Origin of the sequence: Mycobacterium malmoense (assembly GCF_019645855.1) — a bacterium.
In the GTDB taxonomy this organism is placed as follows: Bacteria; Actinomycetota; Actinomycetes; order Mycobacteriales; family Mycobacteriaceae; genus Mycobacterium; species Mycobacterium malmoense.
Map to the genome: position 1 here is coordinate 4,290,506 of NZ_CP080999.1, position 17,222 is coordinate 4,307,727.

Consider the following 17,222-nt stretch of genomic DNA (forward strand, 5'->3'; position numbering starts at 1 on the left):
CGACAGACGCCCGGGGTGCGAAAATCCACCACTCTGTCAAGCTAGGTCGGTGCGAATCGACCGGCTCGGTGACCTTGGCGCCGCACCCCGTGTGCTGCGCGCCGTCGGTGACGCCACCGGTCGGCTCGGGTTGCCGCCGCCCGCCGCGCTGAGCGGCGACTGGTTCGGTGCGCTGGCGGTGATCGCGCCGAGCGTTGCGGTGCGGCCGGTGGGCGCCGGCGACGTTTTCGCGGTCGCGCCGGGTCCCCAGTCGCCCGATTGCGCGGCGGTGGGCGGCGGCTGGGTCGGTTACCTGTCCTATCCCGATCCCGGCGCCGACGGGCGGCCCCACCGGATTCCGGAGGCCGCCGGTGGCTGGACCGACTGCGTGCTGCGCCGCGACCGGGACGGGCAGTGGTGGTACGAAAGCCTGTCCGGTGCGCCGATGCCGGGCTGGCTGGCCGCCGCACTGGCGGCAACGCCGGCGCCGGCGCGCGATTGCCGGATCGCCTGGGACACCCCCGACCGGGCGGCACACCGCGGCGGGGTGCTGGCCTGCCTGGACGCGATCGGCGCCGGCGAGGTCTATCAGGCGTGCGTGTGCACGCAATTCATCGGCACGGTCACCGGGGCCGCGCTGGACTTCTTCATCGACGGCGTCGCACGCACCTCTCCCGCCCGGGCGGCCTACGTTGCCGGACCGTGGGGTGCGGTGGCGTCGCTGTCCCCGGAGCTTTTCCTTCAGCGCCGTGGCGCGGTCGTGACGTCCAGCCCGATCAAGGGCACCCTGCCACTGGATGCCTGGCCGTCGGCGCTGCGAACTTCGGCGAAAGACGTGGCCGAAAACATCATGATCGTGGACCTGGTCCGCAATGACCTTGGCCGGGTGGCGATCGTCGGCACGGTCACCGTGCCCGAACTGTTGGTCGTGCGGCGTGCGCCTGGGGTGTGGCACCTGGTGTCCACCGTGTCGGCGCGGGTTCCCGTCGAGCTGCCGACGTCGGCGCTGCTGGACGCCGCCTTTCCCCCGGCCTCGGTCACCGGAACCCCCAAACACCGTGCCCGCCAACTGATTTCCCAATGGGAACAGAACCGTCGTGGAATATATTGCGGCACAATCGGTTTGGCATCCCCAATCGCCGGATGCGAGCTGAACGTCGCGATCCGTACCGTCGAATTCGACGCCGCGAGCAACGCCGTGCTTGGCGTCGGCGGCGGGATCACCGCCGACTCGGATCCCGACGCCGAATGGGAGGAATGCCTGCACAAGGCGGCCCCGATCGTCGGGCTGCCGTCCATCGCGACCGCGGCGCCGGTCGGCTAGTTGAAATGCGCACGAATTTCGGATAACACTCCGCATGGGAGACCGCGCGCGCCTAAGCTCCATACATCGGCCCGCGCCGATCGCGAGTCGACTGCTGGAGGGGTCAGTCATGAGAATCGCTGTTCTCGGCGCCGCAGCCTCTGCCCTGATGGGTGGGACGCTGGCGGTGACGCCGCTGACCTCGGTCAGCACTCCGCTGCCGGCCGCGGGAGGATGCGGCACAGGCGGGGCGGTATGCGAGAAAGTCGCGTCGGTCCTCATGCCCGAGACGCCGAAATCATCGGGAGCGGCCGCCGATGCGGTAGCGCCACACGCAGCGCCGTTTTCGGAAGCGAGCAATGTGATCGCGCCCGGTGTGCCTGCAGAACCCGGTGTGCCGTCGGCCGCCGCCGCGGTGCCCGGGGTGGGGGGACCGGGGGTCGGCGTGGGCGGGGGCGTACCGGCCGTGGCGGGAGGAGTCGGCCTGCCCGATATCGCGGGTATGGGCGTGCCCGACGTCGCAGGGCTCGTGCCCGGCTTGGCGAACCCGGCCGCCCTGCTGCCCGGCTTGGCCGGCCTTGCCGGCGTGCCCAGCGGGGCGGCGGTGGCCTTGTCGGTCGTGCAGGGGGTCGTGGGCGTGGGAGGCACCGTCGTGGGTGTCGGGTCCGGCCTCGTGGGCACCGTGACCAGTGCCGCGATAGCGCTGACTTACCTCCACAACTTGGGCGTCCTGCCGAACCTGAGCCTCCCGTCGCTGCCGGGGATCAGCCTCCCCACCGCCGCGGCGGCAATCCCGGGGGCAGCGGCGGCTATCCCGGCGGTGGCCGCGGCCGTCCCGCAGGTGGGTCTCCCGGCCGCACCCGCGCTCCCGGCGCTCCCGGCATTGCCCGCGGCCCCCGCGCTCCCGGGGCTACCTGCGGCCCCCGCGCTCCCGGCCCTGCCCGCGCTGCCGGCGCCGCCCCCGCTGCCGGGTCCGCCGGCCATCCCGCACCCGCAGTTGTGCACCCCCGGATTCGGCCCCATCGGGATCTGCACGCCCTGATCCGGCGGGCGGCTACCGCATCGAATCACTCGCGGCGTAATCGCAGAACCGCGTCATAGAGCTGGCGCGAGCGCACGTCTGGATGCGCCGCGGCCACCTGGCTGCACGCGTCTTTGACGCGCACCCCTCCCGCGACCAGGTTCTCGACTTCTGCCACCAAAGACGGCAGGTGAGCGCGCGGGACCGCCCCGGCGAGCACGACGGTGATCTCGCCGAGCACACCGTCGGCGGCCCACGCCACCAGCTCGTCGAGCGACCCGCGCACCACTTCCTCGTGCACCTTGGTCAGCTCCCGGCACACCGCCGCCCGCCGCGCACCGCCGAGTTCCTCGACGGCGTCGAGCAGGCACGCGGCCAATCGGCGCGGCGATTCAAAGAACACGCAGGTGCGCCGCTCGTCGGCCAGCGAGGCCAACCATGTCCGGCGCGCCGACTGTTTGCGCGGAGCGAATCCCTCGAAGCAAAACTTCTCCGACGGCAGACCGGACACCGCCAGAGCCGTCGTCACCGCCGACGGCCCGGGGAGACAGGTCAGCGGGAGCCCGGCGTCGATGCACGCCACCACCAGCCGGTAGCCGGGGTCGCTGATCACCGGCATCCCGGCGTCGCTGACCACCAACACCGTCGCCCCCGCCTTGATCTCGTCGAGCAGGGCGGGCACCCGCGCCGCCTCGACCTGGTCGAACAGGCTGATCACCCGGCCTGTGATCCCGGCGTCGAGCGCCTTGGCCAGGATTCGCACCCGCCGCGTGTCCTCGGCGGCCACCACGTCGGCGTGGGTCAGCGCGTGGATCAGGCGCGGCGAGGCGTCCGACGGCCGGCCCAGGGGGGTCGCGCCCAGCAACAGGCGACCAGAGGACATGACGGACAGCCTACGATCGACACCGATGACCGCCCCGCCCCGCGAAGCCCCCTTGAACGCGAAGGGTGCCGTCCAGGAGCGTGTGGTACCCGTCGTCAGCCCGGGCCCGCTGGTCCCGGTCGCCGACTTCGGGCCGGTGGACACCGTGCGCGGCTGGATCGTGACGGGCGTGATCGCGGTGCTGGCAACCGTGACCCGGTTCCTCAACCTGGGCTCGCCGACCGATGCCGGCACGCCCATCTTCGACGAGAAGCATTACGCTCCCCAGGCCTGGCAGGTGCTGCACAACCACGGGGTGGAAGACAACCCCGGGTTCGGTCTGGTCGTCCACCCGCCCGTCGGCAAGCAACTGATCGCGATCGGCGAGGCGATTTTCGGCTATAACGGCGTGGGCTGGCGGTTCACCGGCGCGCTGCTTGGCGTGGTCATGGTGGCGCTGGTGATGCGGATCGCCCGGCGGATCAGCCGCTCGACCCTGGTCGGCGCCATCGCCGGCGTGCTGGTCATCTGCGACGGCGTCAGCTTCGTCAGCGCGCGGACCGCGTTGCTCGACGGCTTGCTCACCTTCTTTGTGGTCGCGGCGTTCGGCGCGCTCATCGTCGACCGCGACCAGGTGCGCCGACGAATGCACGTCGCGCTGCTGGAGGGTCGCAGCGCCGAAACGGTGTGGGGTCCGCGGCTGGGTGTGCGCTGGTGGCGGTTCCTGGCGGGGGTCCTGCTCGGATTGGCTTGCGGGACAAAGTGGTCCGGGCTGTACTTCGTGCTGTTCTTCGGTGCGATGTCGTTGGCGTTCGACGTCGCGGCGCGGCGTCAGTACCAGGTAACCAGGCCCTGGCTTGGGGTGCTGCGGCGTGACGTGATCCCCACCGGATATGCGCTGGCGCTCATCCCGTTTGGGGTCTACCTGGCCAGCTATGCACCGTGGTTCGCGTCCGAGACCGCAATCGACCGTCACGAGGTGGGCCTGTCGATCGGTCCGCACTCGCTTGTGCCGCTGCCCGACGCCATCCGGTCGCTGTGGCACTACACCGCCAAGGCCTTCCAATTCCATGCGAGCCTGACGAATTCCGCCGGCAATTACCACCCGTGGGAATCCAAACCGTGGAGCTGGCCCATGTCGTTGCGCCCGGTTCTCTATGCCATCGACCAGCAGAACGTTCCCGGTTGCGGCGCGCAATCGTGCGTCAAGGCGGAGATGCTGGTGGGCACGCCGGCCCTGTGGTGGCTGGCGGCGCCGGTGCTGATCTATGCGCTCTGGCGAATGCTGGTTCGCCGCGACTGGCGCTACGCCGCCGTCCTGGTCGGTTACTGCGCCGGGTGGCTGCCCTGGTTCGCCGACATCGACCGGCAGATGTACTTCTTCTACGCCGCCACGATGGCGCCATTCCTGGTCATGGCCATCGCGCTGATCTGCGGCAACATCCTCTACGCCCGCGGCCGAGGGCCCGTTCAAAACCCCGAACGACGCACGCTGGGACTGATCGCCGTGAGCGCTTACGTTGCCTTAGTGGTGACCAACTTCGCCTGGCTGTTCCCGGTGCTCACCGGTCTGCCCATCTCCCAACAGACCTGGAACATGGAGATCTGGCTGCCCAGCTGGCGCTGAGGTCTTTGCCGCGAAACTGCAACTAGCGACGGCACTACTCGGGAAACGCGTTGCCAGTTGCAGTTTCGCGGTGCTGTCACAACGAATCCCGGGCAATGGGACAGGACATGCAGCGGGGGCCGCCGCGGCCGGTGCCCAATTCGGATCCCGCGATGGTCAGCACTTCGATACCCGCGTCCTGCAGGCGGGTGTTGGTCTGCACGTTGCGCTCGTAGGCAACCACGACACCCGGCGCCAAGGCCAACGTGTTGTTGCCGTCGTCCCACTGCTCGCGTTCGGCGATGACGGGATCGAGACCGGTGTCTATCACACGCAGCTTGTCGATGCCCATCGCCTTGGCCGCGGCGTCCAGAAACGGGGTCTCGTCGCCGATGGTGACGCCGTCGGGAGTGCGCTGGATCGTGAACGCCGAGAGCGTGTCGACGACGTTGGCGTACATCACCACGGTGTCGGTGTCGACCATCGTGCACACCGTGTCCAGGTGCATTTGCGCGCGCTTCTGGGCGATCGGCACGGCGAGCACCGTGTGCGCCAGATCGTCGTCAAAGAGGCTGCGCGCCAAGGCTTCCGCGCCGGCCGGGCCGGTCCGCTCCCCGACACCGACCGCGACCGCGCCGGGGGCAAGCAGCAGCACGTCACCGCCCTCGACGGGAGCGGTGCGCGACTCGTAGGCGCGGCGCACCCCGGTGAATCGCGGGTGATGGGCGTAGATGAGATCGGTCAACGACGCCTCGCGAACCCGGGCCCGCAGTGCCAGCGTCGGGATCACCACCCGCGGCCCGATCCATATCGACGAGTCCCGGGTGAACACCAGGTTCGGCAACGGGTCGATGACGAAATCCGCCCCATGGTGCATGCGCAGCACCAGCGACACGTCGGTGCCGGTGCTCGACGGCAGCTCGTTGAAGGTCATGCCGGCCATCAGCACCTGCGCCAGCCGGACCGGGTCCAGGCCCCGCAGATGGGCCGAAAGCTCTTGTGCCAGCGGCACTCCCAGCCGGCGCGCGTCGACCGCGGCGGCGACCCCCTGCATCCTGGCGGCCCCGCTGTGGTGCAGCGCCTCGATCAGCAGATCGGACAGCAGCAGCACTTCCACGCCGCGGGAACGCAACAGCTCGGCGAACCCGTCATGCTCCTCCTGCGCCCGCGCGACCCAGGGCAAACCGTCGAACAACAGCTGGTCATTGTTGCGCGGATTGAGTCGCGCCAGCTCGGCACCGGGGCGGTGCAGGATGGCGACCCGCAGCGCGCCCACTTCGGAATTGGTGCCCAGCTCAACAACACCCACGGCTAAACCGTAGCCGCAGCCGATCCCGTCGAACTAATGTGCGATAAACTGGGCGGCGTGGGGATCGCGGTCCAAGGCTCGCTGTTCGAGCACACCGAGCGCAGGCAGCTTGGGGACGGCGCCTTCATCGAGATCCGCGCCGGCTGGCTGCAGGGCGCCTCATCGGGTGGAGAAGGACTGCTCGACACCCTGCTGTCGACGGTGCCGTGGCGGACCGAACGCCGCCAGATGTACGAGCGGGTGGTCGACGTGCCGCGGCTGGTGAGCTTTCACGACCTGACGGTCGAAGATCCTCCGCATCCGCTGCTGGCGCGGCTGCGCCGGCGGCTCAACGACATCTACGCGGGGGAGATGGGCGAGCCCTTCACCACCGTCGGCTTGTGTTGTTATCGCGACGGCTCCGACAGCGTCGCCTGGCACGGCGACACTATCGGCCGCAGCAGCACCGAGGACACCATGGTGGCGATCGTCAGCCTCGGCGCCACCCGTACCTTCGCGTTGCGGCGCCGCGGCGGCGGCCCGTCGCTCAGGCTGCCGCAGGCGCACGGCGACCTGCTGGTGATGGGCGGATCATGCCAACGCACCTGGGAGCACGCGGTTCCCAAGACGTCGGCCCCCACGGGTCCGCGCGTCAGCATCCAGTTCCGGCCGCGCGACGTGCGCTAGCTTCGGATGGCGGCCACCGCCTTGACGAGCAGATCGCGGGCGCGCTGGGTGTCCACCTTGGCGACCGGCTGGTCCGGGATCACCAGCGGATTGGCGATGACGATCACCTGATAGTCGCCGAACTGCGCGGAGTAGTCGTAAAGCTCGCCCGTGCGCGGCGCCGCACCGACCAGCGCCTGCAGGACGCGGTGCACGCCCAGCGTGTGCGTCCCGTCGATGTGCGGCGCGTCGATGACCTCGATGCCACCCCGCACCTGGGGCCCGGTGAACGCCACCTTGGTGCAGTCGCGCCCCGGGTCGGTGACCGGCATGGGCTTGGAGGTCTCCACGGCGATGACGACATACCGCGTGCCGTTACCCTCGGCCGAGACCGCGGCCATATTGCCCTGCAGATCCGGTGGCATGTCCGGTCCCGCCGCCACTTTCGCGCATTGCGCCGGATCGAAGCTCAGCCCGTCGGGCAGCTTCCGGGCGGACAGCAGCTTCGGATCGATGGCCCTTTCGCTGATGTCGCTGACTTTGTACTCGGGCCCGAAGCTCGACTTCACCTCGGCGACCCTGCCGATTTCCACCCTCGTCGAGGAGGCATCGGTGCCCGATGAGCAGCCGGCGAGCAGGCATACGGACGCGAGCGCGAACACCACCTTCACCATCGTGGCTAATCTACCCAAACCGGACGCTCAGCTGCGTAACGTGGACACCGTTTTGACAAGCAGATCGGCGGCGAATTGGGGCGGCAGCGCGGGCAGCGCCGAACCCGGATCGGTGGTCAGCGTGGTAAACGCATAGTAGTCGCCCAGGTATGCGGTGAATGTATATGCCCGCGAATCGATTTCGGCACCCGACTCAACCGATGACCTGATGTCGACCGTCATGGCGAGCGTGTCGGCGCCGTCGATGTGCGGGGCGTCGGCGAGGCGAACACTGGCCGTCGTGTGTGTGTCGGTCATGGTCCAACGGCCACATGCCGCGACCAGGTTGTGGTCGAGGTCGACGGGACCTGGCAAAGCAACGACGACCGCGTCGACGATGCCGCCGTCGCCCGATCCGGACACGCCCTGTGCGGATTGGCCGCGCCCATCGCCCGGGTCGGCGAGTGTGGCACATTGGGGGGGCTTTGCGGTCGCGGCCGCTTCGAGGGTCCAGATCACCCTGGGTGAGGCTCCGCCGGGAATGCCGGTGGTGACTTCATCGTGGGGCGGCAGCTCGCGAACGATCCGCTTGATGTTGGCGGGGTGGACGGTCAGGCCATGGGTCGACGGCGTGGGCGCGGCGGACGGCGCGTGCGCGGGCGGATGAGCGCACGCGGTCACCAGCAGGAGGAGCACCAGGCCAATCCGGAACGGCCGCATGCCCGTTCATATCATGCCGGGCGGCCCCGGGGATTCATCCGACCGCTTCGATCACCTGGCGGGCGACGCGCTCGATCTGGTTGGCCGTGTCGCGCCCGAAGGTGCGCCGCCGGGGCACGTCGATGACGGTGGTGATGACGCCGACGTCTTCGCGCTGCCACACCGCGCCGTAGTGGTCCATGATCGCGCGCATCGGCACATTGTCGGAAAGCATTCGCGCGGAAAACCTTTCGACCCCGTTGACCTCGGCTGCGATGGACAGCGCGCCGATCAGGAAGCTGCCGATCCCCCGACCCTGGTAGGCGTCGGCGACGGTGAACGCGATCTCGGCGATCGTCGGATCGCTCTCGTCACGAACAAAGCGCGCGTCGGCCACCGGGTCGCTCCCGTCGGTCACCACCCAGACGAAGTGGTCGACGTAGTCGACCTCGGACAGGTAGTGCATCAACGCCGGCGTGGGAAGGCGGGCCGTCATGAACCGCCGATACAGGGTCTCGCTGGAGAATTGGATGTGCCCGTGCACGGTCCGCTCGCTGTCGCCGGGCAGGACCGGGCGCAGCATCAGGCGGGTTCCGTCGCGAACCCGTATCGGGATCGGGGTGATGAACGCGGCGAGACGCTGCCGCACCGTGCGCAACAGCCGCGGCATGATCCCGGGAATGTGCACCATCCGGGTGAAGGCGTCGTTGTCACCGATCCACCCGGTCAGCGGTTCGGCCGCGGTGACCGTCGCGATCCGCGGGATGTCGCGCAACAGGGCGATCTCTCCGACGATCATGCCGGCGGATACGTGCTCGACGGCCACCGCGCCGTCGGCGCCGACGTGTTTGATCTCGGCGGTGCCCGACGAAATGAGCAGGAACGAGACGGCCCGCTCGCCCTGCTGCATCAGCACCTGGCCGGCCGCGGCGCGTAGCGGCTGAACGCACGCCGCCAAGGGCACCAAATCCTCGGTGGGGCATCCCTCGAAGATGTCCATCGCCGCGAGTTCTTCCGCTCGCGCGCCGGTCAGCTTGGCCACTGAGATGTCCGACGGATTCCGCAGTTTAGGCACGGGACTCGCGGTGCCCGCACAGCCATGAACCCGCCGCCCTGTTCTCGTCCCTTCCGCGACAGGCGCACGGCCCATCTCGCGGTCCGATCCGACTCAGGTTAGGGCGTCCGCCGCCGATGCAGCAACAACTCACACCGCGCTCGCGTCGGTGGCTCGGTCGGCAACCCAGCGTTTCACGCGAAGGTAGTGCGCGATTCCCTGGCGCTCAAGATGAGCTCGACGGCGGCGGCGAGGTCGTCGACCACGACGTCGGCACCGGCGGCTTCTTCGGTGCCGGGGCGCAGCAGGACGGTCGCAGCGCCGACGGCTCGGCCCGCCATCACATCGGCGTCGCTGTCACCGATCACGACCGACTCGGCCAAGTCCACGCCGTGCTCCCGCGCCGCGCGCAACAACATGCCGGCGCCGGGCTTGCGGCAGTCACACGTATCCGCGGCATGCGGGCAGTGATAGGCGGCATCGAGCCGGGCGCCTTCGTCCGCCAGGAGTTGTTCCAGACGGTCGTGGATGGCGGCGAAACGTGCCGGATCTGCCGACGGATCCGACAGCCAACGCTGGTTGGTCACCAGAACGGTACGCAGGCCGGCCGCGTTCAGGGCGGCCACCGCCTTGGCCGCGCCGGGCAACAGAATCACCTCCGCGGGCGAGGTGATGTACTCGCCCGGGGCGGCCTTGACGTTGATCGTCCCGTCTCGGTCCAGGAAGACGGTGCGCACGTTCCGCAGATCGGGTGCGGCCATGGTCAAGACGTTCTGGGAAACAAGGCCGCTTCGACCATCTCGCAAATCGTGTGGCCCAGATGCAGGCACGCCTCCTGGATCCGCCCGGTGTCGTCGCTTGGCACCCGGATGCAGGTTCCGGCCAGCCCGGCCACCTTCCCGCCGCGTGTGCCGGTGAGCGCCACGGTCGTCATCCCGGCCTGGCCGGCCGCCTCGAGCGCGCGGACGACGTTGGGTGAGTTGCCCGACGTGCTGAGGCCGACCACGACGTCTCCCGGGCGGCCGACGGCGAGCACCTGGCGGGCGAACACCTCGTCGTAGGAATAATCATTGCCTATCGCCGTCATCGCCGCCGTGGCGTCTGGGAGGCTGATCGCGGCGAGACCCGGACGGTCGAAAGCGAAGCGGCCCATCAGCTCGGCGGCCAGGTGTCCCGCGTCCTGCGCGGACCCGCCGTTGCCGAAGAAGATCACCTTTCCACCGGAGCGCAGGGAGCCGATCATCTGACGCGCCACCTCGACGGCCTGCGCCGCACAAGGGCCGGCCAGCATCTGCTGCTTGACCGCGATCGTGTCCGCCAATCTTTCCTGGACCAGCTCCACGCTCGGGGGGACGACATCCGACGCGCTCATGCCAGCCATGTGGTCAATCCCTTGCTCTCGAAGGCGAATTCGGTGACGGTGGCCCCGGCGGACTCAAGGGATTCGATGAGGCGGTGCTTTTTCGTGAAGTCGCAGAACAGCAGGATGTAGCCGCCACCACCCGCTCCGGTGAGTTTGCCACCCAGCGCGCCGTTGGTCAGGGCGAGGTCGTAGAGCTCATCGATGCGTTCGTTGGTGATGTATGGCGACATGCGTTTCTTCTGGGTCCACGCTTCGCCCAGCAGTGCCCCGAAGTCGTTGAGCTTGCCCGTGAGGAGTGCGGCCTTCATGGCAACCGCAAGTTCCTTCTGGGCTCGTAGTCCCGCGAGGGTGTCTCCCGAACCCGTTGCGGCGCGGCGTGTTTGGTCCTCGATCACTCGTGCGGAGTCCCGCGTGATACCCGTGAAGCAGAGCAGCAGGCTGAGCTCGAGCTCGAACGCGATCTCCTCACGGATGCGCAGCGGGTTGACAATCACACGGTCGGTGAACTCGATGAAGTTGAATCCGCCGAACGTCGCCGCGTAGAGGTCCTGCATGCCGCCCGTGATGCCCAGGTCCTCGCGTTCGATGGCGCAAGCCAGCTGGGCGGTTTCGTATTCGCCCATGGGCACCCCGTAGTGCTCCGCGAGCAGGCCCGTGAGCGCGACCATCATCGTCGACGACGAGCCCAGCCCCGAGCCCGGCGGAGCGCTCGAACGCAGGACAAGGTCGTAGCCGTCCGTGCCGTCACGGCCGAACCTGCGCACGGCCGCCTTGATCAGATCAAGGCTGCCGTCATAGAGGATCTCGCTGTCGAGCGTCATCTCGGTGGTGGTCTTGAAGTCCACCGACTCGATCGTGACGATGCGATCGGTGCGCGGGGCGAGGGAGCCCTGAGCGTAGCGGTCGATGGTCGCCGACAGGACACAGCCGCCCTCGGTCGACGGGAAAGGCGGTACGTCGGTGCCGCCTCCCGCGAACGAAATCCGCAGCGGCGCACGTGCGCGGATTCGTGGGCGTGTCATGGCGATGCTCTTTCGACGTGGTCCGCTCAGCTGACCGACGCGCGTCGCGCGATGGCGATCATCGGCGACTTCCAAGAGACCACGTGCTAACCCCATCGTTGCTGTGAGTCACGATCCATGAGGCACGCCTATCCACGGCGCGAGCCTCACGGAGGGTAACCGGGCTAGCGTAGCAGGCTAACCAGCAGGGTTGTTATTCATCTGTCTAACTCCTGGGCCCGGCATGGCCTGGAGGAAACGCTTACCCGTGGGGCCATTCTTGGGGGTTTGCCAGCGAGTCGGCGGGCGTTTTACCTTTTGCGCCCTATTTGGGCATTGCCCAATTGTGCAAACTGGGTGCCAAATCGAATTGAGGCATCTGTACTCTTTCGCCGTGATCGGCAAGCAGGTTGGCCTCAACTCCCATTGCCGTCAGCAATGCGCTGAAACGAGCAGGCGTGACGCTACGCAACCTCCATCTATAGCCGGCACCGTTGACACGCGGCGATGATCGAGCGGTCTTGGCGGATCGGCTACTCCGAACCAGTCTCCCGGTCACTTAGAGCGGCCTCGTAGTCACGGCCGCCGTGGAAGATGCCGACAATCACCACAGTCCAGCACAGCAAACGCAATAACCACTCGCCGCCTGAAGCCGATCATGCGGAGTCCTGTCCTGATGTCATCGCGTGCTCTGCCTCGATGCGGGAAAGCGGCCAGTTCCTCGCAGAACGCCACGATCTCCTCCGTGTAGCGCGTCGCGACCTCCGCCGACCCCGACTCCGCAGTATATCGGTATAGCTCGACGAGCTGATCTTCCGCCTCAGGCGCAAAGACGACGCTGAGACTCACGCGCTCCCGGCCTGCTCGGCAGCCAGTCGCGCACGCACTGACTGCGCAGTGACAGCACGCGAATGGTCGGCGACTACCGCGTCATACGCTGTGGCAACCCCCTCACGAAGCCAAGCCTCAACAGCCTGATCACGGGCGAACAACGCCCGCAGTCCCTCGCGGATCACTTCGCTTTCGCTGGCGTACTCGCCCGAGCGCACCCGTTGGCGCAGCGCATCGGCCATATCGTTCGGGAGCGTGATGCTCAGTTGCCGCGTCGTTCGCATGGCCGACCCCCATCCGAGCGATAGGACTAAATCCTACCCTTGGGCGCGATGCGGTGCATGCGTGGCCGGCAGCTTGCAGTTCGGGCAGACCTCGGCGCCGCGCGACTGGCGCACGTGCGTGCACTTCTCGCAGGCGCGCCCGTATTCGAAGAGGATCTCTTGACGGTGCTCCTAGACGACATACGGAATGGCCTACCCAGCGGCGTTTGAGTCGCGATGCATCTTCCGGCAGTCTGCTGAACTGCTCAAACTCTGTGGAGCTAAGGGGATTCGAACCCCTGACCTACTCGATGCGAACGAGTCGCGCTACCAACTGCGCCATAGCCCCTGATCGCTAGCAGGCTACCAGCCGCCGAAACGCCAGCACTACTCGCCAACGGCGCGCGGCAGGTCCCTGGGCCAACCGAAGGTCGGCATCGCCATCGCGTTGTCCAAATGCTCGAAGATCGGGTCCTCGTCGTCGATTTCCAAGACCACCGCGCCGGGGCGCCGCAGCCGCGACGGCACCACGTCGTATCCGCGGTCGTAGGCGTTCTCCACGCCGAGCCGCGCGCGTGCCATCCGCTGCATCCGGCGACGACGGACCCTTTCCTCGATCCGGGTCTGCCTGCGCAAATAGGCCAGGTAGAGCACGGTCGTGGCGGTGGCGGTTCCGCACAGCCACCAGGCGCTCGGCGACACCTCGAACGCGGCCGTGGCCGAGCCAACCAGGACGACCGCCATCACCATCAGCACGCGCTTGCGGAAGGCGTACTTCCGGGCGCTGACCGCGGCGGCGGTCTGGGTGTCGAATCGGCGCCGCCGTGAGCTGCCCGGCGCGACGGACGCCCGCGGATTCGCGTCCTCGTCGCGGTCCTCTTCGGGCTCCAAACCGGATGAGTCCTCGACATATTCGTATCCGTCGCCCAGATCGTCGTCGGCGTCTGCGTCGGCCTCGTCCCCAGCCTCTTCGTCGGCCTCGTCCTCATCGACGCCGTCGGCGACGGGCTCGGCCACCTCGGCTCCTGCTCCCGCCGGAAGGGCCCCGGAATCCTCGACGACCTCGACGTCGAGGTAGTCGGGATCGGTGTGCTCGGCCGCCGCGACCTTCATGACGACCGGACGGGTGTCCTCCCGGTCGGCATCGGAAGCATCGGAGGCCTCGGCTTCCTGGGCGGACTCGGCGAAGTCCTCCTCGACCGGGTCTTCCTCCGGCGTCCAGTGCGGATCGCTGCGATGACCCGCAGCGGGGCCACCGCGCTTGACCAGCCGGGAACCGGCACCCCCGTTGAGTACCCGGGTCGCCAGGGCCACGTCGCTGGTGCGCCGCACGGCATCGCGTTTGCTGATGAGCATCGGAACCAGCACGAATAGCCAGAGCACCACCAGCGAAATCCACAACAACGACTGCGGGATGCTTGGCATGATGACTTGCTCCTAACTGGTCCGGATCCCCCGCGAGGCCCGACGATGGCCTGCGCAGCCGAATCACAGTGACCAGGACAATTACACACCTGTAATTTCCCTCTCACAAGCACCACGTGTCACTCGTGTCGCGCTAGCCACAGCTCGCCGAGCGCGGTTTTTCCGGATGTGTGGGCAAAGCGCCAAGTGAACCGCACTGCAGGCCGGCTCGGGCCCGGCATCCCGCGACGTGCGGTCAAGCCCAGCTCGCGTGACCGGCGCGGACCAGGCTCGCCGCCACCGATCCCTGAACCTCTTCGACCGTGATGGCCATCAACAAGTGGTCGCGCCAGGCCCGGTCAACCTCGAGGTAGCGGCGCAGGAGGCCTTCTTCTCGGAACCCGACCTTTGCCAGCACGGCCCGGCTTGCGGCGTTTTCCGGACGCACGGTGGCCTCCACGCGATGCAGCATGACCGGACCGAAGCAGTGATCGAGGCCCAGCGCCAACGCCGCGGTGGCCACCCCGCCGCCGGTCGCCGACCGTGGCACCCAGTAGCCGATCCACGCCGATCGCAGCGCCCCATGGGTGACGTTGCCGATGGTCAACTGGCCGCAGAACCGCCCGTCGAGCTCGATGACGTACGGCAGCATGTGCCCCTTGCGGGCCTCCGCTCGCAGACCGGAACACAACGCCGGCCATGCGGCAACCGTGTGCCGTAGCGTCCAATCGCCATCCGCGCTGGGCTCCCAGGGTTCGAGATGCGCGCGGTCGGCCAACCGGATCCGGCTCCACTGCGCGCCGTCGCGCATCCGCACCGCCCGCAACCGGACGACGCCCGCCTGGACCCGCAGCGGCCCCACATCCAAGGGCCAACCGGGATGACGAGAACTGGTGCGCAACAGGTTCATCAGAGGTCGGTCTGGCTAGCCGCGCTGAGCCAGGAAGGCGACGTCGACGATCTCGCCGGTGCGGATCTGCTCGGCGCCGCTGGGAACCACCACCAGGCAGTTCGCTTCGGCGAGGGTCGCCAGCAAGTGCGACGAAGCCCCGGGCGCCCCACCCAGTGCCTGCACCAAATACTCACCGGTGTCCTGGTCACGCATCAGCTGACCGCGAAGGTAGCCCTTGCGCCCGGCGACCGACGTGATCGGCGACAGCGCACGGGCCTGCACGATCCGACGCATCGGCTGGCGCTTGCCCAACGACAGCCGGATCAGCGGCCGGACCATCACCTCGAAGACCACCAGCGCGCTGACCGGGTTGGCCGGCAGCAGAAATGTCGGAACGCCCTCGCGCCCCAGCTGCCCAAAGCCCTGGACGGATCCCGGATGCATGGCCACCCGGACGACCTCCATCTCGCCGAGCTCGGAAAGCGCCGTCCGCACGGCCTCGGCCGCGGCGCCCCCGACCGCGCCGGCGATCACCACGACCTCGGCGCGATTGATCTGGCCTTCCACGAGCTCGCGGAGCTCCTTGGGGTCGTTGCTGACGATGCCGACGCGGTTGACCTCCGCGCCGGCGTCCCGGCCCGCGGCCGCCAACGCATAGGAGTTGACGTCGTACACCTGCCCGTTGCCCGGGTTGCGCGAGATGTCGACCAGCTCGCCACCGACGGCCATGACCGACAACCGCGGGCGCGGATGCACCAACACCCGCTCGCGGCCGACCGCCGCCAGCAGCCCGACCTGTGCCGCGCCGATGATCGTTCCGGCGCGCACGGCAACGTCGCCGGGCTGGACGTCGTCGCCGGCGCGGCGCACATAGGCGCCCGACGGCGCCCCGCGCAGAATCCGCACGCGCGACGTCCCGCCGTCCGTCCACCGCAGCGGCAGGACCGCATCGGCCAGCGTGGGCAACGGGGCCCCGGTCTGCACCCGGACGGCCTGTCGCGGCTGCAGCCGGCTGGGCGTGCGCGAACCGGCCTCGATGGTTCCCATCACCGGCAGCACCAATCCGTCGCCGGCTGACTCGTCGGCTGACTCGTCGGACGCTTCGCCGAAGCCTTCGCCACCCACCTCGCCGACGCCCAGCACGTCGACGCTGCGCACCGCATAGCCGTCGATCGCGGCCTGATCGAAGCCCGGCATGGGCCGCTCGGTCACCACTTCCTCGGCGCACATCAATCCCTGCGCCTCGGCAATCGCGACACGTATCGGCCGCGGGGCCACCGCGGCGGCCGTTATCCGGGCCTGCTGCTCCTCCACAGAACGCACAGCGCGCCTCTCTGCCCTAACGGGCGCCCCTGGCCCGCCCCGCACACCGGCACTATCGCCCGGCTACTGCTCGGTCAGGCCCAATCGCGCCACCAACCATCGCCGCAAATCCGGGCCATAGTCGTCACGATCCAATGCAAAGTCAACCGCAGCCTTGAGGTAGCCGCCAGGATTTCCCAAGTCGTGTCGAGATCCGCGATGCACCACGACATGCACCGGGTGACCCTCCTTGATCAGCAGCGCGATCGCGTCGGTGAGCTGCACTTCGCCGCCCGCCCCACGGTCGATGCGTCGCAACGCGTCGAAGACGGCGCGGTCGAGCACGTAGCGGCCCGCCGCGGCATACATCGACGGGGCATCTTCGGCCTTCGGCTTTTCGACCATGCCCTTGACCCTCAGCACGTCGGGATTGTCGGGAAACCCGGGGACCGGCTCGACGTCGAAAACCCCGTAGGCGCTGATCTCTTCGGGCGGCACCTCGATGGCACACAACACCGTGCCGCCGTGACGGGCCCGCACCTTCGACATCGTCTCCAAGACGCCGGTCGGCAGCACCAGGTCGTCGGGCAGCAGCACCATGACGGCGTCCTCGTCGGCCGCCAGCGTGGGTTCCACACAGCCGATGGCATGGCCCAGTCCGAGCGGTTCCGCCTGGACGACGGACTCGACCTTGATCAGCTGCGGCGCGCGGCGCACCTTGTCGAGCATCGCCTTCTTGCCCCGCGCCTCGAGCGTGCCCTCCAGCACCAGGTCTTCGACGAAGTGCGCGACGACCCCGTCCTTGCCCTCGGAGGTGACGATCACCAGGCGTTCCGCGCCGGCCGCGGCCGCCTCTTCGGCGACAAGCTCGATGCCGGGAGTGTCGACGACCGGCAGCAGCTCCTTGGGCACCGTCTTGGTCGCGGGCAGGAAACGAGTACCCAGGCCGGCCGCGGGGACGATCGCCGTAAAGGGGATCGGAACTTCTGGGCGTGACATCGTTCACACGATAACCCTCACGAGGTTTGCCCACGC

At 68.5% G+C, this 17,222-nt stretch carries 18 protein-coding genes and 1 tRNA gene; 4 read left to right on the plus strand and 15 right to left on the minus strand.

Going from position 1 to position 17,222, the window contains the following annotated elements; genetic code table 11:
• Positions 1–49 precede the first annotated feature (49 nt).
• The gene (locus K3U93_RS19640) at positions 50–1,303 is read left to right on the plus strand and encodes an aminodeoxychorismate synthase component I (RefSeq protein WP_083011566.1); all 1,254 of its coding nucleotides are present in this window, start codon (positions 50–52) and stop codon (positions 1,301–1,303) included.
• 109 nt (positions 1,304–1,412) lie between these two features.
• Complete coding sequence (locus tag K3U93_RS19645) at positions 1,413–2,324, plus strand: hypothetical protein (RefSeq protein WP_230981460.1); 912 nt, start codon at positions 1,413–1,415, stop codon at positions 2,322–2,324.
• 25 nt (positions 2,325–2,349) lie between these two features.
• Here the strand turns inward: K3U93_RS19645 and rsmI are convergent, their stop codons facing one another.
• Positions 2,350–3,186: a 16S rRNA (cytidine(1402)-2'-O)-methyltransferase gene (gene rsmI / locus K3U93_RS19650; protein WP_083011458.1), complete on the minus strand. Its 837-nt coding sequence runs from the start codon at positions 3,184–3,186 to the stop codon at positions 2,350–2,352.
• A gap of 82 nt (positions 3,187–3,268) precedes the next feature.
• Here rsmI and K3U93_RS19655 point away from each other — a divergent pair, with 82 nt between their 5' ends.
• On the plus strand, positions 3,269–4,792 hold the full coding sequence (locus tag K3U93_RS19655) for a dolichyl-phosphate-mannose--protein mannosyltransferase (RefSeq protein WP_176220031.1): 1,524 nt from the start codon (positions 3,269–3,271) through the stop codon (positions 4,790–4,792).
• A 76-nt stretch (positions 4,793–4,868) separates the two neighbouring features.
• Here K3U93_RS19655 and arcA read toward each other — a convergent pair whose 3' ends face one another.
• Positions 4,869–6,080, minus strand: coding sequence for an arginine deiminase (arcA, locus tag K3U93_RS19660; protein WP_083011456.1), 1,212 nt, complete (start codon positions 6,078–6,080; stop codon positions 4,869–4,871).
• Positions 6,081–6,137: 57 nt separating this feature from the next.
• Between arcA and K3U93_RS19665 the strand changes: the two genes are divergently transcribed.
• Positions 6,138–6,746, plus strand: a complete 609-nt coding sequence (locus tag K3U93_RS19665) for an alpha-ketoglutarate-dependent dioxygenase AlkB (protein WP_177246920.1) — start codon at positions 6,138–6,140, stop codon at positions 6,744–6,746.
• Here K3U93_RS19665 and K3U93_RS19670 read toward each other — a convergent pair.
• The 13 genes from K3U93_RS19670 to K3U93_RS19730 all read right to left on the minus strand — a co-directional run bounded on the left by K3U93_RS19670 (position 6,743) and on the right by K3U93_RS19730 (position 17,186).
• The gene (locus K3U93_RS19670) at positions 6,743–7,399 is read right to left on the minus strand and encodes a DUF5642 family protein (protein WP_071512087.1); all 657 of its coding nucleotides are present in this window, start codon (positions 7,397–7,399) and stop codon (positions 6,743–6,745) included. The genes K3U93_RS19665 and K3U93_RS19670 overlap by 4 nt on opposite strands.
• Before the next feature lie 27 nt (positions 7,400–7,426).
• Positions 7,427–8,098, minus strand: coding sequence for a DUF5642 family protein (locus K3U93_RS19675; protein WP_083011455.1), 672 nt, complete (start codon positions 8,096–8,098; stop codon positions 7,427–7,429).
• Positions 8,099–8,132: 34 nt separating this feature from the next.
• Positions 8,133–9,077, minus strand: a complete 945-nt coding sequence (gene pat / locus K3U93_RS19680) for an acetyltransferase Pat (RefSeq protein ID WP_230981696.1) — start codon at positions 9,075–9,077, stop codon at positions 8,133–8,135.
• Positions 9,078–9,325: 248 nt separating this feature from the next.
• Positions 9,326–9,892, minus strand: coding sequence for a D-glycero-alpha-D-manno-heptose-1,7-bisphosphate 7-phosphatase (locus K3U93_RS19685; protein ID WP_083011453.1), 567 nt, complete (start codon positions 9,890–9,892; stop codon positions 9,326–9,328).
• A 2-nt stretch (positions 9,893–9,894) separates the two neighbouring features.
• Positions 9,895–10,512 (minus strand): D-sedoheptulose-7-phosphate isomerase, encoded by a 618-nt coding sequence (locus tag K3U93_RS19690; protein ID WP_176220029.1) that lies wholly within the window; start codon positions 10,510–10,512, stop codon positions 9,895–9,897.
• Positions 10,500–11,516 (minus strand): GHMP family kinase ATP-binding protein, encoded by a 1,017-nt coding sequence (locus K3U93_RS19695; RefSeq protein WP_071512082.1) that lies wholly within the window; start codon positions 11,514–11,516, stop codon positions 10,500–10,502. Before K3U93_RS19695 ends, K3U93_RS19690 begins: the two co-directional genes overlap by 13 nt.
• Before the next feature lie 555 nt (positions 11,517–12,071).
• Positions 12,072–12,344 carry a type II toxin-antitoxin system RelE/ParE family toxin gene (locus K3U93_RS25540; RefSeq protein WP_217808438.1) on the minus strand — a complete coding sequence of 91 codons (273 nt, stop codon included), beginning with the start codon at positions 12,342–12,344 and terminating at the stop codon, positions 12,072–12,074.
• Positions 12,341–12,610 (minus strand): ribbon-helix-helix domain-containing protein, encoded by a 270-nt coding sequence (locus K3U93_RS19705; RefSeq protein WP_083011451.1) that lies wholly within the window; start codon positions 12,608–12,610, stop codon positions 12,341–12,343. The genes K3U93_RS25540 and K3U93_RS19705 overlap by 4 nt, the downstream gene beginning before the upstream one ends.
• A gap of 255 nt (positions 12,611–12,865) precedes the next feature.
• Positions 12,866–12,938: transfer RNA gene (locus tag K3U93_RS19710), tRNA-Ala, on the minus strand.
• A 38-nt stretch (positions 12,939–12,976) separates the two neighbouring features.
• Positions 12,977–14,014: a divisome protein SepX/GlpR gene (gene sepX, locus K3U93_RS19715; RefSeq protein WP_083011450.1), complete on the minus strand. Its 1,038-nt coding sequence runs from the start codon at positions 14,012–14,014 to the stop codon at positions 12,977–12,979.
• A gap of 235 nt (positions 14,015–14,249) precedes the next feature.
• The gene (locus K3U93_RS19720; protein WP_071511443.1) at positions 14,250–14,903 is read right to left on the minus strand and encodes a GNAT family N-acetyltransferase; all 654 of its coding nucleotides are present in this window, start codon (positions 14,901–14,903) and stop codon (positions 14,250–14,252) included.
• Between the two features lie 15 nt (positions 14,904–14,918).
• On the minus strand, positions 14,919–16,208 hold the full coding sequence (gene glp / locus K3U93_RS19725; protein WP_083011449.1) for a molybdotransferase-like divisome protein Glp: 1,290 nt from the start codon (positions 16,206–16,208) through the stop codon (positions 14,919–14,921).
• Positions 16,209–16,271: 63 nt separating this feature from the next.
• Complete coding sequence (locus K3U93_RS19730; RefSeq protein ID WP_071511445.1) at positions 16,272–17,186, minus strand: UTP--glucose-1-phosphate uridylyltransferase; 915 nt, start codon at positions 17,184–17,186, stop codon at positions 16,272–16,274.
• Positions 17,187–17,222: the final 36 nt, after the last annotated feature.

Excerpts from the sequence above, each read along its gene's own strand:
- K3U93_RS19690 (WP_176220029.1), bottom strand. The coding sequence starts at position 10,512 with ATGGCTGGCATGAGCGCGTCGGATGTCGTCCCCCCGAGCGTGGAGCTG.
- pat (WP_230981696.1), bottom strand. The coding sequence starts at position 9,077 with ATGGACATCTTCGAGGGATGCCCCACCGAGGATTTGGTGCCCTTGGCG.
- K3U93_RS19685 (WP_083011453.1), bottom strand. The coding sequence starts at position 9,892 with ATGGCCGCACCCGATCTGCGGAACGTGCGCACCGTCTTCCTGGACCGA.
- K3U93_RS19675 (WP_083011455.1), bottom strand. The coding sequence starts at position 8,098 with ATGCGGCCGTTCCGGATTGGCCTGGTGCTCCTCCTGCTGGTGACCGCG.
- K3U93_RS19695 (WP_071512082.1), bottom strand. The coding sequence starts at position 11,516 with ATGACACGCCCACGAATCCGCGCACGTGCGCCGCTGCGGATTTCGTTC.
- rsmI (WP_083011458.1), bottom strand. The coding sequence starts at position 3,186 with ATGTCCTCTGGTCGCCTGTTGCTGGGCGCGACCCCCCTGGGCCGGCCG.
- K3U93_RS19670 (WP_071512087.1), bottom strand. The coding sequence starts at position 7,399 with ATGGTGAAGGTGGTGTTCGCGCTCGCGTCCGTATGCCTGCTCGCCGGC.
- sepX (WP_083011450.1), bottom strand. The coding sequence starts at position 14,014 with ATGCCAAGCATCCCGCAGTCGTTGTTGTGGATTTCGCTGGTGGTGCTC.
- K3U93_RS19705 (WP_083011451.1), bottom strand. The coding sequence starts at position 12,610 with ATGCGAACGACGCGGCAACTGAGCATCACGCTCCCGAACGATATGGCC.
- K3U93_RS19720 (WP_071511443.1), bottom strand. The coding sequence starts at position 14,903 with ATGAACCTGTTGCGCACCAGTTCTCGTCATCCCGGTTGGCCCTTGGAT.
- K3U93_RS19730 (WP_071511445.1), bottom strand. The coding sequence starts at position 17,186 with ATGTCACGCCCAGAAGTTCCGATCCCCTTTACGGCGATCGTCCCCGCG.
- K3U93_RS19645 (WP_230981460.1), top strand. The coding sequence starts at position 1,413 with ATGAGAATCGCTGTTCTCGGCGCCGCAGCCTCTGCCCTGATGGGTGGG.